This is a genomic window from Bacillus mobilis, from assembly GCF_001884045.1.
Classification (GTDB): Bacteria; Bacillota; Bacilli; order Bacillales; family Bacillaceae_G; genus Bacillus_A; species Bacillus_A mobilis.
On record NZ_MACF01000119.1, the window covers coordinates 267,579 to 281,290 of the forward strand.

The 13,712-nt window shown below is 33.4% G+C and carries 16 protein-coding genes; 2 read left to right on the forward strand and 14 right to left on the reverse strand.

Going from position 1 to position 13,712, the window contains the following annotated elements; all coding sequences use genetic code 11:
- Positions 1-23: 23 nt before the first annotated feature.
- Entirely contained in the window at positions 24-803 is a 780-nt protein-coding gene (locus BAQ44_RS21010) for a BC_2878 family exosporium-associated protein (protein WP_071723516.1), read from the reverse strand.
- 253 nt (positions 804-1,056) lie between these two features.
- On the opposite strand from BAQ44_RS21010, the gene BAQ44_RS21015 reads away from it, so the two are divergent.
- Positions 1,057-1,377 carry a hypothetical protein gene (locus BAQ44_RS21015; protein WP_001062734.1) on the forward strand — a complete coding sequence of 107 codons (321 nt, stop codon included), beginning with the start codon at positions 1,057-1,059 and terminating at the stop codon, positions 1,375-1,377.
- A 54-nt stretch (positions 1,378-1,431) separates the two neighbouring features.
- Here the strand turns inward: BAQ44_RS21015 and BAQ44_RS21020 are convergent, their stop codons facing one another.
- The 5 genes from BAQ44_RS21020 to BAQ44_RS21040 form a co-directional block, all read right to left on the reverse strand.
- Positions 1,432-2,967, reverse strand: coding sequence for an MDR family MFS transporter (locus BAQ44_RS21020; RefSeq protein WP_071723519.1), 1,536 nt, complete (start codon positions 2,965-2,967; stop codon positions 1,432-1,434).
- 23 nt (positions 2,968-2,990) lie between these two features.
- A complete protein-coding gene (locus tag BAQ44_RS21025) occupies positions 2,991-3,698 on the reverse strand; it encodes a cytoplasmic protein (RefSeq protein WP_063259962.1) in 708 nt (235 codons plus the stop codon).
- Between the two features lie 18 nt (positions 3,699-3,716).
- On the reverse strand, positions 3,717-4,427 hold the full coding sequence (locus BAQ44_RS21030) for a bactofilin family protein (RefSeq protein ID WP_071723520.1): 711 nt from the start codon (positions 4,425-4,427) through the stop codon (positions 3,717-3,719).
- A gap of 13 nt (positions 4,428-4,440) precedes the next feature.
- Positions 4,441-5,064: a YhbD family protein gene (locus BAQ44_RS21035; protein ID WP_000102259.1), complete on the reverse strand. Its 624-nt coding sequence runs from the start codon at positions 5,062-5,064 to the stop codon at positions 4,441-4,443.
- A 150-nt stretch (positions 5,065-5,214) separates the two neighbouring features.
- On the reverse strand, positions 5,215-6,957 hold the full coding sequence (locus BAQ44_RS21040) for an ABC transporter substrate-binding protein (RefSeq protein ID WP_071723523.1): 1,743 nt from the start codon (positions 6,955-6,957) through the stop codon (positions 5,215-5,217).
- A 101-nt stretch (positions 6,958-7,058) separates the two neighbouring features.
- On the opposite strand from BAQ44_RS21040, the gene BAQ44_RS21045 reads away from it, so the two are divergent.
- Complete coding sequence (locus BAQ44_RS21045) at positions 7,059-8,285, forward strand: MDR family MFS transporter (protein WP_071723525.1); 1,227 nt, start codon at positions 7,059-7,061, stop codon at positions 8,283-8,285.
- A gap of 65 nt (positions 8,286-8,350) precedes the next feature.
- Here the strand turns inward: BAQ44_RS21045 and BAQ44_RS21050 are convergent, their stop codons facing one another.
- The 8 genes from BAQ44_RS21050 to BAQ44_RS21085 all read right to left on the reverse strand — a co-directional run bounded on the left by BAQ44_RS21050 (position 8,351) and on the right by BAQ44_RS21085 (position 13,590).
- On the reverse strand, positions 8,351-9,019 hold the full coding sequence (locus BAQ44_RS21050) for a YjgB family protein (protein WP_071723527.1): 669 nt from the start codon (positions 9,017-9,019) through the stop codon (positions 8,351-8,353).
- A 28-nt stretch (positions 9,020-9,047) separates the two neighbouring features.
- Complete coding sequence (locus BAQ44_RS21055) at positions 9,048-9,893, reverse strand: gluzincin family metallopeptidase (protein WP_071723529.1); 846 nt, start codon at positions 9,891-9,893, stop codon at positions 9,048-9,050.
- Between the two features lie 108 nt (positions 9,894-10,001).
- Positions 10,002-10,499, reverse strand: a complete 498-nt coding sequence (locus tag BAQ44_RS21060) for a hypothetical protein (protein ID WP_071723532.1) — start codon at positions 10,497-10,499, stop codon at positions 10,002-10,004.
- A gap of 117 nt (positions 10,500-10,616) precedes the next feature.
- Positions 10,617-11,012, reverse strand: coding sequence for a hypothetical protein (locus BAQ44_RS21065; protein WP_000847586.1), 396 nt, complete (start codon positions 11,010-11,012; stop codon positions 10,617-10,619).
- Positions 11,013-11,089: 77 nt separating this feature from the next.
- Positions 11,090-11,332, reverse strand: a complete 243-nt coding sequence (locus BAQ44_RS21070; protein WP_000638305.1) for a GlsB/YeaQ/YmgE family stress response membrane protein — start codon at positions 11,330-11,332, stop codon at positions 11,090-11,092.
- 171 nt (positions 11,333-11,503) lie between these two features.
- Positions 11,504-12,469 (reverse strand): nucleoside hydrolase, encoded by a 966-nt coding sequence (locus tag BAQ44_RS21075; RefSeq protein WP_061679672.1) that lies wholly within the window; start codon positions 12,467-12,469, stop codon positions 11,504-11,506.
- Between the two features lie 77 nt (positions 12,470-12,546).
- Positions 12,547-12,735: a DUF3970 family protein gene (locus tag BAQ44_RS21080; RefSeq protein WP_063259970.1), complete on the reverse strand. Its 189-nt coding sequence runs from the start codon at positions 12,733-12,735 to the stop codon at positions 12,547-12,549.
- 69 nt (positions 12,736-12,804) lie between these two features.
- Positions 12,805-13,590 (reverse strand): class I SAM-dependent methyltransferase, encoded by a 786-nt coding sequence (locus tag BAQ44_RS21085; protein ID WP_071723533.1) that lies wholly within the window; start codon positions 13,588-13,590, stop codon positions 12,805-12,807.
- Positions 13,591-13,712: the final 122 nt, after the last annotated feature.

Sequence of the window (13,712 nt, forward strand, 5' to 3'; positions counted from 1 at the left end):
AAGGGTTCATTTAAATGCATATGTTATAACTCATTTTTATAAACAAATGATTCTGTTCCTCCGTTTTTATATACTTTAGTCACTTGAACAACTGATGTGTACGTATTTTCATCATTCGATATCATCTTTTTCATCTCTTCTATCTCAGTATTACCAGCTCCACTCTCGATTTTCAAACAGTTCGAGATGTTGAGATATCCACTCGATGCGAAAAGAATAATAAACGTAAGATCTGGGAAATTAATGAACAGTATTCCAAACTTTACAGGATTCGCAGCCGTCTCAGATAAAACTAATCGAAAGTTTAATAGTTCAGGCTCTTGAACAAAATCTTTAGAAACAATCGCTTCACCTATTATAGTAATTTGCTTTACGACATTCCCCACCTCATCTATAAACTCAGTACAACTAGGTGCATCAATTGTTTTTGCTTGTAGTGATACATTCAATTCAGGATTATGAAAGTCGAAAAAGAGTGTACTTCCCTCCGTTAAACATTGCGGACAAACATTTCCAAGTAGACTAAAATCCTCTTCAATAAATTTAACTTTCGTTTTACAACTACAAACTTTTCCTATTCGAATTGCATCAATCCTAGAACAATCTACAAAAATAACCTCATTATCCTCTTGTACGAAGGATACGATGCCATTCCTCTTATTAAATGAAAGAAAATAAGATACAACAATTTCGTTTCCGGCGATTACAATACTCTCAACTTTTGTAGAAGGCTCTAGATTTCGCAAAAATTCACAAATACTATTTTGGCAACATCGATAATTTCGTTTCGGCTCACAACCCACTTACACTCCATCCCTTCTCTATATATTTTATCTAATACATATAATATGAACGGCGTATAAAAAAGCTTGGACAATATAACTTTAAGCTCGGAATATAATTACTTACTCATCACATTAATAATGAAATTACGTCAATAATGAGTAATAACACATAAATTCTCCTATAAATACATATAACAATTTCATCTTTCATGAAAAAAACGTTATAATAAGGTGTAGCCTCTACGATTACGTTATAAAGGAGAATAAAACAATGGCTAAAATTAAAGTATACCAAGCAAAAGAAGAAAATATGGAAGCAGTAAAAAACATCATTGATGTTGAGGAACAAAATCCAACTGCTGAAAACTTACAAAATCTATATGCATGTGTATTAGAAACAGAAGATATGGCATTGCCTGAATCATACATTGAAGAAGATATCTTAATTGATTCTATGGAAGTTATGGTTAACGCTTCTCAAAGCAAGCTAAGAGACTTAGGTGCATACGATGTAATCGAAGTTCAAAACAAAGGTAAGAAAACACAAGTTTTATTATTAGCAGACGAAGAATACGAAATTATCGAAGGCTAATCTAAATCCGTACATACGAAAAAGCTACTTTCCAATTGGAAAGTAGCTTTTTCATTACGCTTTTGATGTTTCACTCTTTTTATTCGTTTGTTGTTTCTTAATTACCATGCGCTCATTTCCCATAAAGAAAATAAATACGAAGGCTAAACCTGCTGGTACTAATGCCCACATAAATGTTTGAACAATGGAGCTAGAAAGGGCGTCAATAATTTTATCTAATATTTGCGGCGGGATTTGAGATCTTGCCGATTCTGATAGGATAGCTCTTGAATCTCCTAAAGCGTTTGTATTCATTCCCCCGCTCATACCTTTAAATGCTTCTTCTAATTGATCTTGGAAACCTGTTCTTTGGATCATCCCGAAGATTGTAATACCTAGTGTCATTCCTAATGAACGAATGAAGTTACTCGTTGAAGTTGCAGATCCGCGCTGTTCCATACCGAAGTTGTGAATAGCTGCCATACTTAGTACAGAGAATGAGAAACCTACTCCAAAGCCAATAATAATCATATAAAGCGTTAGTAATATACGACTTGTTTCTGGCGTTAATGTGCTTAATAAAAATAGTCCAATTAGCATAATAACTGCAGAAATAATCATAATGTTTTTGTAGCTAAGCTTCGTCGTTAAAAATCCACCTAATTGCGCTGTTACGACTGATCCTAACATCATCGGTAAAAGTAATAATCCTGAGTTTGTTGCAGTGCCGCCGTATACACCTTGAATGAATAACGGTATGTATACAGTTGCTGACATAAATGCAGCACCGTAACATAATGCAATTATAGTACTCATTCCAAATAAACGTTGTTTAAACATTTCAAATGAAATAATCGGTTCTTCTACTTTACGTTCAATAAAAATAAATGCAATAATTAAAATAGCGAATCCGCCAAATAAACTTAAAATAAAGCTAGAATCCCAATCATACTTTTGTCCGCCAAGCTCTAAAGCAAACATTAAACAAACTACTGCACCAACTAAAGTAATTGCACCAAACCAATCAATTTTTTGCTCTCTATGAACTCGTGATTCTTTATAAAAGAATGTAATAAAAATAAGTGCTAAAACGCCAAGCGGTAAGTTAATGTAAAATACCCAGTGCCAGCTAATGTAATCTGTAATATATGCACCAAGTAACGGACCAAAAATACTTGATAAACCAAATACTGCTCCGAATAATCCACCCATTTTCCCGCGTTTTTCAGGAGGGAAAATATCAAAAACAATAGTAAACGCGATCGGCACTAATGCCCCGCCGCCAATACCTTGAATGGCACGATAAATACCTAACTGTGTAATATTTTCAGCAGTACCACACAGTGCCGAACCAATCATAAAGACGATTAAACCAAAAATAAAGAATCTTTTTCTACCATACATATCTGATAGTTTTCCGAATATCGGCATACCTGCCATTTCTGCGACCATATAGGCAGAAACGACCCATACAAAGTTTTCAAGGCCTCCTAAGTCACCAACGATTGTTCCCATTGCTGTTACGACAATGGTATTATCCATTGATGCCATTAAAATACCTAGCAATAAGCCCGCCACAACAAAGCCGAGCTTATTATTCTTCTCAACCATAACCTTGCTCTCCCTCGTACTACTTATATTTGTTTATGCTCTTTTACGACTGCATTACCTTTTTGGTTAAAACTAGTATGATATTCTACAACACTAATTTCACACCCTGGACCAATGGTAACGTTATTACCTCTTACTACTTCAGCGATAGTATGCTCTAAATAAATTTCATCTCCTTCAATGACAGACGTTTGGAGGCTTCCTGCGTGACTTGTAAATGGAATAAATCTCGCTTTTTTACGAACAGTAATCTTTTTACCGCCGATTTCTCTCACTTTACTTCCTTCATAACGAAGTGAAATTTCAATATTTTCAGCATTAAGTAATCCATCACTTTCAAGACCACCAGTTAGTGATAGTTCTTCAACTTCGATATCTCCTTTCACATTTAAAGCGCCTTTCACATCTACGAAATCACCAGTAAACTTCCCTTTAACTTCTATCATACCTCTTACTTTCGTTTTTTCAATATGAGCATCACTATTCATTTGTGTATTTCCGTATATTTTTACATATTCCGCAGTTACATTTCCTTGTACTTCACTATCTCCATACACGACATAATTTTTCACTTTCATATTACCTTGTACATCACTCGTTCCATACGTTTTAAATTCATTACAACTCATATCATTAGAAATCGTTCCTTCGCCGCGTATCTTCACTTTGTTATAATCCCCGCCTGCTGAACTACCAGAGCCATTGACAGTAAGACTATGTTGATGTTCCATATTACTTTTCCCCTCCCATTAAACCTGCTTAATTTCTTTTACATTTGCGCTTTTATCGACAGTCAGAACACCCGTATATTCAATGAGTTCAATCTCGCAGTTCGCTCCTACTATCACATTGTTTCCTCTTACCGTTCTTATGTGAGCATAATCAATATCAATATTGTCACCTTCTAATAGTTCAGCCTCTAACTGCATACCAAATACTGATTTAAACAGTCTACTAAAAGTACTTAGTCTATGTTTTACTTTAATCGTTTGACCACCAATTTCTTTCGCTCGACATGTACCGTGAATATTAATATTTATTTCATCGGCGCTTAATAATCCACCAATTGTAAATTGGCCTTCTGAAGAAAAAGTATCCACTTCACAATTACCATCAATCGTCGCTTGACCATTGACTTTAAACTCTTCACCAGTTACATTTCCACCTATCGTACCTTTTCCTGCAATTTTCAAACTGTTCGCCTTCACATCTTGCGTAATTGTTGCTTTTCCATCAATGCGCATCGTTTCTGCATGAACTGTGCCATCGACTTTACCCGATCCACTAATTCTTGCATTGCTACTTTTCAAATTTCCAGTAACAGCACCGTAACCGTTACATTCAAACTGGTCACATTCAATATTTCCATTAACAGTCCCTTTTCCATTTAATTGCACTTTATGAAACTCGCCGCCATTCGATGAACCGTAACCATTTATAATCAAATTATCTGTACGCATACTTTCTCCTCCACTACAACAGTTTAGTTTTTAATGCTTCGGTATATTTCATAATCGCTTCGCGTAAAACAATTTTGGTTCCTTTTTCAAAAATTAAATCATCCACGTTTGAAACTAAGAAACATGTAGAAATCCCTAACTTTCGAACGATGATTAAATCACAAGTTTTATGCTTAATCGCTTCATAATTTTCACGTAAAACTTGCAGGACCATTTTTCCTTCTTCTAAACTAATCTCTCCTGATTGTAGTAATTCTTCTAACATATACACATAAAGAATATCTACAAATTGAAACTCTGTTGTTTTATTCGTTTGTTCTATGAAGAATTGTAAAACTGGCTCTGATGCAATCCCTTTACGTAAGACGTCTTCCTTAGTTAAAAGAATTTCACTTACACTCGGTGAAAACATATTCGCTAGTTCATCAAGGGATAAATCTTCTTTCATCGTTTGAATTTTATCAATACGCTCTAATATCTTTTCTTTCGGAAAAAATGTCTCTTGACCCGTGAATGTTGACTTTCGTACAAACCAATCTTCCGGTATTAAATTTTTTCTTTTCCACCTATATAACTGTCCGTATGAAATACCAGTTAGTTCTAATAAATCTTTTTTTGAAATTAAATCTGTACTCAACTGTATAACACTCCTTCCTGATAACAATGTAACATAACACTGTTACGCTGTAAATAGACTTTTATCACAAGTAACGTAACAATGTGTAAAACAACCCTATTTCACAAAAAAAAAGAGTTCTCACGCATCCTATAAAATGCGTAAAAACCCTTATATATCACATGTAAACCATATTTCATAAAAATCAATCCACCCTTGTGAATTAATCATTATATTTTGTACTTTTTCGTGAGAAGTTACTTGTTGTTTGTTCCGGTATAAAGGAATAATATGAATTTGACGTAACAATGTACTCTCAATATCGCGTAACAATGTAACTCTTTTTTCTACTTGTTCTTGTTTAAAATACGGTGACAACGTTTTATGAAAGTCCATGTTGCTTTGCCCATGAATAAAGCTATTTTTTGTAAGAAACATATATAGCAGACTATCTTCAATTCGTTCGCTAATAGTTGCACTATCATGCATCATATCAGCCTTTTGTATCGTACTGATCTCCAATAGCTCTTCTATTTCAAGAAAATTAGTTTCTACACGAATCCCGTACTTCGCACACTCTTTTTGTATCCATATTGCATCTTCTACGTGATCTCGTCCTGTAAACGTGTAGAGTTGCAACACTTCATATTGATACATACTCCTTTTCATTAAACTAGCAATATCTTCCTCAATCTCTACTATGCTTTCATTTGCTAATATTAGTTTCTTCGCTATTTCTCCACGTTCACCGCCGATCTCTTGAACAATTTTATCGCCATGAATAATTTTATATAGCGCCTTTCGAAACAACTCATCTTGCATTGGCCCTTCTTTTACAAGATTACACGTTACATATGTCACGTTCGATTCAAGCCGAGACAACTCTTTATTAGGCTTTTCTTTATCTTTATACTGCGCCTTTACTAATACATCATACGTATTTACATTTTGCTCTACATTCATTAGTTCAATTCGGTCAAGAAAAGGTCTTTCACGATAATATAAATCATTCACTTCTAATACAAATAACTGTGCATTTTTCTCACGTAATATAAAAGGACCTGTACCAATGAAGATTCCCGTTTCATCTTCATGTACGATAGAACATTGTTCTGCACTTAGCATGTGTAAAAATATCCTATTTTCCGTATGTAATTGAATTTCAACAACATATTCATCCACTGCACGAACATTTTTAACATGTTGTAACATCCATGCGTGTGGGTTGTTTTCAGCTTCCATAAATCGATTCAACGAATGTATAACATGATGTGCAGTAAGTCGTTTTCCATTATGAAGATATACGCTTTTTCTTAAATAAAATGTCCAAACCTTGTCAGCATTATTATATTCCCAGTGAAAAGCAAGCCTTGGTTCTATACAATTTGTTTCCTCATTTACATATACGAGTGTATCAAAAATATGTTTAACCATATGACATTCTGAGCGCATTGTAGCGTAAACCGGATCTAAAGCGATGTCCAGGTTCATCTGTACTTGCAAACGAAGTACGTCTTTTCTTCCTTCAGGTGTCCGTTCTATTTGATGACCAAATATTGAATCTATCCAAACTTTATACTCTTCCTTTACTGATGGAAATTGTGAGCTGTAGCGTTCTACAAATGAGATTCCACTTTTCACATCTCCTTTTTTCGTTAGTTCTTTTCCTTTTTCTAAAATTAGTGGAATTGGTTGCTTTTGAAAGATTAATTTAGAACGATTTCCTCTCCCGCGTCCTGGAAACCAAGTAATCCAACGTAGTTCTTCTAATTTTTTTATTATTAATTTACTATTACGCTCCGTACAAAATAATGTTTCGGATATATTTTGCACTGTTATTTCTAATTGTTCTCCTTCTTTTTCCCTTTTGCCATAGGCAATCCATAGTTCAATGTATTGATCTAAAATAAACATCATATTCCCCCTAAAAGGTGAAAAATACTCCTTATTCTTTCTACCCTTTTTCCAATTCTCCTTTCATCTTATCATTTCAATATAGAAAGGAGGAAATAATATTGAATCATCTCTTATTACGTTACAATAAACCAATCATCATTAGACTATGCGGTGAATTATTAACTCGAACAACAGAATCCATGTTAGCCATCATTATGATTATTTACGTTAATAAAATGTTAAACGGTAATATAATAATAACCATGCTCATTTTCGGATTACAACCGCTTTCAGATATTGTATTTACAATTATTGCTGGGGGAGTTACTGATAAATATGGACGAAAAAAAATTATGTTACTCGGCTTATTACTACAAGGCATTGCAATCGGCTGCTTCGTCTTTGCTCAATCCGTTTTTATATTTGCATTGTTATACGTCATAAATGGGGTTGGCCGTTCCTTATATATTCCCGCTCAACGGGCACAAATTGCTGATTTAACAAAACAAAAACAACAAGCAGAAATTTTTGCTCTTTTGCATACGATGGCTGCAATCGGTTCCGTGATTGGCCCTTTAATTGGTACTATTTTTTATCGGACTCACCCTGAATATGTATTTACGGTGCAAAGCATTGCACTTATAGTATATGCAGTCGTTATTTGGACGCAACTTCCAGAAACCGCTCCAGCAATGACAAAACCAACACAAAAACTTGAAGTATCATCTCCAAAACAATTTGTACACAAACATTACACCGTTTTAGCACTGATGATTACTACACTTCCTATTAGCTTTTTTTATGCACAAACTGAGACAAATTATCTTATTTTCGTGAAACATACACTTCCGGATTTCGAACGCATAATCGTGTTTATTACAACATGCAAAGCTATTATGGAAATCACTCTACAAGTTTTTCTCGTGAAATGGTCTGAACGATTTTCAATGGCGAAAATTATTCTTATTTCTTACACCTGCTATACAATAGCTGCCATTGGCTACGGGCTTTCAGAAATAATCGCTTCATTATTTTTCACATTACTCTTTTTAGTTATTGGGGAAAGTATTGCTTTAAACCATTTATTTCGATTCGTTTCAGAAATCGCTCCTACAGATAAACGTGGATTGTATTTTTCAATTTATGGATTACATTGGGATATATCTCGAACGTGCGGTCCTGTTATTGGTGCGGTTTTACTAAGTAAACTAAACGGTAGTATGCTATTTTATATTTGTGCTTGTTTCTTAGTAGTCGGAGGCATTATTCAAGCAATGTTTATTCAAAATATAGAACGTAATAAAATGAAAAAAGACCTTTCGGAGCATACTACTCATATTTTATAGGATGCTTTCTTTATAAAAAGAAGGATGTCACAAAAGTCTTGAGACTATTGTGACATCCTTTTTTATTATCCTGCCATTTTATTAATACTATCTTCTGGCGAAAATACCGAAATATGATTTACTTTACCAGTCGATTTTGGAATAATAAATTTTAACTCAAACTGATTGTTTACTTTATATACATATATTTTATCTTCCCCATTTACTTTAACTGAAGCTGGTTTTCCTAATGCTTTCTCTATTTCTTGTAATGTAATTGATTTTAGCTCAGCATGATAGGAGCGTACATCAAAAACTTGTGATCCTTTATTAAAACCGAAGGAAACATTTTTATTTGTAAAAGTTGCGTACATTCCGTTACCTGCTTGTTCCGTTTTATCTGCTTTCCCCCAAGCTTTTTCTATTTCTTCAATATCTCCTGTATGAGCTGCGAACGGAACGTTAGCTACTTTTCCTTCTTTCGCTAGTTCAAACAAATCTTTAACATAGTTAATTGATTTTTGATTTATTACTGTATCTTTCGTGCTTGAATCAGTCTTTGGTTTTGTTGATCCTTCATTATTTGATTTTGTATCAGGTTCTTTCTTTTCTTCAGCAGAGTTATTCTGATTGTCTTTACTATTTTCCGATGTCTGATTTGTTTCCTTTTTTTCGTCTGTCCCTTTACATGCTGCTAATGCAAATATGCATGTAAAAGCGAGAAATAACATAACTATCTTTACATACAATTTCATACATTTCAGCCCCTTATTATAATCTTATTCATTTCGATAACCAATCCATTACACTACTTTTCAAATTGTGTTTGTTCCAAAAAGTAAATGCTTCACTCTCACCCAATGCTTGCACAACATATTCTACAAAAGCTGTTCCTAAAAAATAACCGAGTCGGTTATATCCGAAATAATTCCCTCCTGATAAACGGAACCATTCTTTCTCTTTTTCAAACGTCCATCCTTCAATATAATCTGCCAAAAAACGTTTCTTTATATGTTCTTCATTTTCTATACAATATTGTAACCAACGTTCACCCTCATTGTCATATGAGTAATACACTGATTCATTGACGTCCTTTATAATTTGCTTTGATAAATATGTTGCGACACCTTCACGATACAAAGTAACTGCTGCGTCAGTCCACTCAGCTTTTGCCCAATCTATGCCATCATTTTGTAACATAACATTATGATATATATGGCCTATTTCGTGAGCGACAATAACACGAAGATGGTTCGAATCTGGAGATAATTTTTCTGCCGCAAAAAATATGTCACCAATAATTTCCCTTTCTACAAATGCATTAGAGCCAAATCCTCCAACAAACAGATGAAACTTCATATTTACATCAAAGTTATATTTATAATGATATGCATTCGTTATCTCTTGAATAATAGTCAGTAATGCTTCTGCAATGATACGAATATCTTCTATTTTTTCAGGATATTGTTTAATGGCATTCGAAAGACGTTCTCTCGTTTTAGGACAATGATATTTAAAGTATTCATCAAATATCTCTGGATGCGAAGTAAAGTATTGATTAAGAACTTCTAATTCTACATCGTCACTTTCCCATAATTTTAAAAAATTCGGGATTGTATTATTTATCATTTTTCCCATCTCCTTAATATATCCCTTCTCGCCATTTACACTAAAATCCTCCCTTTAAACATAGAAAAAGCAACAAAGAAGGATGAGCCTTCCTTGTTGCTTTTTTGTTTAATCGAACCATCTATCACCATCAGAAATCCATTTACCATTATGTAAATCATAACATTCATCATAATCATGAAAACTAAAGTAAGAAGGTAATTCAACATTCATACCACCAGCTTTATTCCAGCATGTAGCAAACCATTCTACTATAACTTTCATTTCAATTTCAGATAACTTCTCATCATTTTTTTCGTAAAAATCCCAGAACTCATCAGATTCTTCATCACTGAACGTATAATATGTAACGTCATCCATTACATTATAGCTACCAGAAAAAATCCCCTCATCAGTTCCTTCATAAAAAACTTCATTAGCATCTCCATCCATTGAAAACATAACGATTGACAGTTCAAATGACTGAACAAAAGCAGTAAAATCTAATAAATCTATTTCTTTATAATAAGTAAACTGTGTTGTCGCTTTTAACCTTGCAATCAAATCAGAGGATTTTGTCTCGAGTCCTTTTATTAAAGAGTTTTTATAGTTCTCAATTGTAAACAAATACTTCACTTCCTATTCATAACATATAAATATACAAAATTATAGCAAGGTTTTTGTATATTTTGCTTAAAAAATAAAAAAAGCTGCCCAAAAAGGGACAGCTTTACATATGTATTTTTACACTTCGATTGACTTACCATCTTCAACAATATGATATAGTAAGTGAGCTAAATGATGAATTGGGCCATACTCTTCCTCTTCCTCATCTGTTTCACCGTGGAATTCAAGATCATTTAAGTATAGTGCTAAAAATTGATAGTATAGTTTTAAATCAAATCCGTAGCACGCAGTTGGCTCTTCATGATCCCCTTCGTATTGTAACATTAAGTATTGATCATTACCTTCTGCATCTTCTGCGTCAAAGAATACGAAGAATCCAACGTTTGTATCTAAATCAAATAGATGACGAGTACCTTTTTCTGTTGCTTTATTGAAGTCCTCTTCACTTAATTTATGTACTGTTGTCGCTTTAGCATTATCTTCTTGATGGAAATTTACTGTAAATGTTTTCAATGCTGACACCTCCTGATTGTATAATACTAGCATAACATATAAAAAGGACTGCTTACAAATGTAAACAGTCCTTACATTCATTTTCGCATTGCTCGTAATAAGAAGCTTACGATGAAAATTAAAACGATCGCACCGATTAAAGCTGGAATAATTGCATATCCGCCAATGACTGGACCAAAACTACCAAGTAATTTCGAACCAATCCAAGAACCGATAATACCAGCAATAATATTACCAATTACACCACCAGGTACATCCTTTCCAGTAATTAAGCTCGCAAGCCATCCTAATATACCACCGACGATTAAAGACCAAATCATATGATAACCTCCTTTATATTTCACAGATCAAAATATAATTAGAAACAATTGCTTACCCTTAGTTATGTTACATTTTTCAGTAGTTATTCATACAGATCAACTATTAATTTATTTTAAAATAATGAACGACCATTTTTTGACTTAGGATTGATGTTATTCGCATTACACATATTAAGGACAGTCAGGCTTTAATATTGTCCGCATAAACTCTTCTTTAAATGCAGGATAGTTAAAACCAACTGCAATTTTTTGAACAGGCCTATTATCAAATGTTGTCGGCTCAGCTATTTTTCTAAAGTCCGCCACACTTTGTCCTCTTGTTACGTCATTTGTCGTACTAATCCAAACTGCAGATTTTTTATATTCAAAAATTTCGTCATTTATAAAAGAAATGAACGGAAGTAAATCGTGAATTGGACTTCCAGCAATACCTGGGTATTCTTTTTTATAAAAGTTCTCATAATAAAAATCAATCATTGGTTTAATAAGCTTAGCCTGCCCTGTTCCTTCTTTATTAATAATATCCACCATTTCAGGAGTAATGAGGGCTCCTTGCGTTACATTTAACGGATAAATAGTCGCATTCTTTGCGTACTTCATCACAATATTTGCGGCGATTGGATCTCCATAAAAATTAGCTTCTGATACAGGAGTAACGTTACCTGGAAATAAAAAAGCACCGCCCATAATATAATACGAACATACCTTATCCATTACATTTGGATATAATAAAAATAACGTCGCCAATGTTGTTAATCGTCCTGTCGCTACGATAATAATATCTTCTGGACAAGGTTCAATTAATTTAATTAATTCACAAAAATTTTCCCGTTTACAAATCCTCATTTCAGGTGGAATAATAGGTCCTAAACCGTGATCCCCATGGATTTCAGGAAAGAACAAAGGCTCTTCAGCCGTCATCGGTCTTGCTGCACCTTCTATGATTTTTACTTCTGTAGCATAGTATCTTTCTAAAAAATACACATTTTCCGTTACAATTTCTCGCGATACATTCCCGTATTCAGCAACAATACCTATAATATCTAATTTACATGTTTTATTTGCATAAATTAATGCCACCGCATCGTCAATACCAAAGTCTCCAAAAAAGATGATTTTCTTATTAACTATCCTCACCCCTCTTTAGCATAATCTACTATTATTATTATGTGAAAAAGACAAGGCTGTGAAACGGTGCAAACTAAAAAAGCCGCCTATTTATTGGCGACTTCAATCTTTTTATAAGATAAATATGCTAGTACATTTTTACTTGAATCATATTTTGGATTATTTCCTTTTCTCGGTTCTCTCATATGTGTTTTTTCAAATCCAGGAATATCCGGCATTTTTTCCATAAATTCAAGCATTTCTTCTTCAGTTCCTTCAATACGTAAGCGAATCATTATTACATTTCCTCAATTCTCATATTCTCTGTACTAAGTATAACTTACTTTGAAAAGACTGCAAGAAATTTATCTTTTTAATGTCGCGCTTTTTTTACATACAAACAGTGCCATTTCAGTATAAAACGATATAATTTTATTTTTTTCATATTCAATGTTAAAGAATTCTTGCATTTCAACTGATGTTTTCATCATACATTCTGTTAGCTTCACGCGTTTCTGCAAAGGTACATTCATCATATCGCACCACCAGTCAAATTCAAATTTCTTGTCAAAAGTAAGACATGACTGCAATTGCAAACCGTTTTTTTCTAACAAGGTAATCCATTCTGTTTTTTTCAGCGCCCGTTCATGACTCGGATCCCTCTTTTTTTCTATAAAATTATAAAATGTATCAAATTCATTATTTTCCGGTGAAACATTATCTATTAAAATAAACAATCCGTTATCTTCTAACGTACGATTTACTTCATTTATAAACTGAGATGGATTCATAAAATGATGTGCTGCAATTCGGCACGTAATCGTATCAAAAGAACTATCTGTAAATGGTAAACTTTCAGCGTTTCCAGCGACAAAAGATACATTTTCATGTCCATTACTTATAATAAAATTTTTCGCACTCTCTAACATTTTTTCAGTTAAGTCTAAGGCAACTACTTCTTTAAAAAATGGAGCTAATACATTTGCAACATGTCCACCGCCAGTAGCGATATCAAGAAGACGATAATTATGACGAGACTCAACTTGTTGAACTACATATTGTAAATCCGGCCCTTTAGCATGAATTTTACTTTTCACATACTTTTCCGCATTATTACCAAACTGTTGTTTTACAAGCTCTTCTTTACTCATTTTATCATCTTCTTTCTATTATTATTTGTGCACGATTCAGATAACTAATAAGTTCTATTTCATATTTTCAATTCCTCTTTTAAACATATGTCATTTATTATTTTGAAAAAAATAATAAAAAA

What these genes read in the sequence shown, in the direction of transcription:
- BAQ44_RS21015 (WP_001062734.1), top strand. Translation starts at nt 1,057, where the DNA reads ATGGCTAAAATTAAAGTATACCAAGCAAAAGAAGAAAATATGGAAGCA.
- BAQ44_RS21020 (WP_071723519.1), bottom strand. Translation starts at nt 2,967, where the DNA reads ATGGTTGAGAAGAATAATAAGCTCGGCTTTGTTGTGGCGGGCTTATTG.
- BAQ44_RS21025 (WP_063259962.1), bottom strand. Translation starts at nt 3,698, where the DNA reads ATGGAACATCAACATAGTCTTACTGTCAATGGCTCTGGTAGTTCAGCA.
- BAQ44_RS21030 (WP_071723520.1), bottom strand. Translation starts at nt 4,427, where the DNA reads ATGCGTACAGATAATTTGATTATAAATGGTTACGGTTCATCGAATGGC.
- BAQ44_RS21040 (WP_071723523.1), bottom strand. Translation starts at nt 6,957, where the DNA reads ATGTTTATTTTAGATCAATACATTGAACTATGGATTGCCTATGGCAAA.
- BAQ44_RS21050 (WP_071723527.1), bottom strand. Translation starts at nt 9,019, where the DNA reads ATGAAATTGTATGTAAAGATAGTTATGTTATTTCTCGCTTTTACATGC.
- BAQ44_RS21055 (WP_071723529.1), bottom strand. Translation starts at nt 9,893, where the DNA reads ATGATAAATAATACAATCCCGAATTTTTTAAAATTATGGGAAAGTGAC.
- BAQ44_RS21070 (WP_000638305.1), bottom strand. Translation starts at nt 11,332, where the DNA reads ATGATTTGGTCTTTAATCGTCGGTGGTATATTAGGATGGCTTGCGAGC.
- BAQ44_RS21080 (WP_063259970.1), bottom strand. Translation starts at nt 12,735, where the DNA reads ATGATTCGCTTACGTATTGAAGGAACTGAAGAAGAAATGCTTGAATTT.
- BAQ44_RS21085 (WP_071723533.1), bottom strand. Translation starts at nt 13,590, where the DNA reads ATGAGTAAAGAAGAGCTTGTAAAACAACAGTTTGGTAATAATGCGGAA.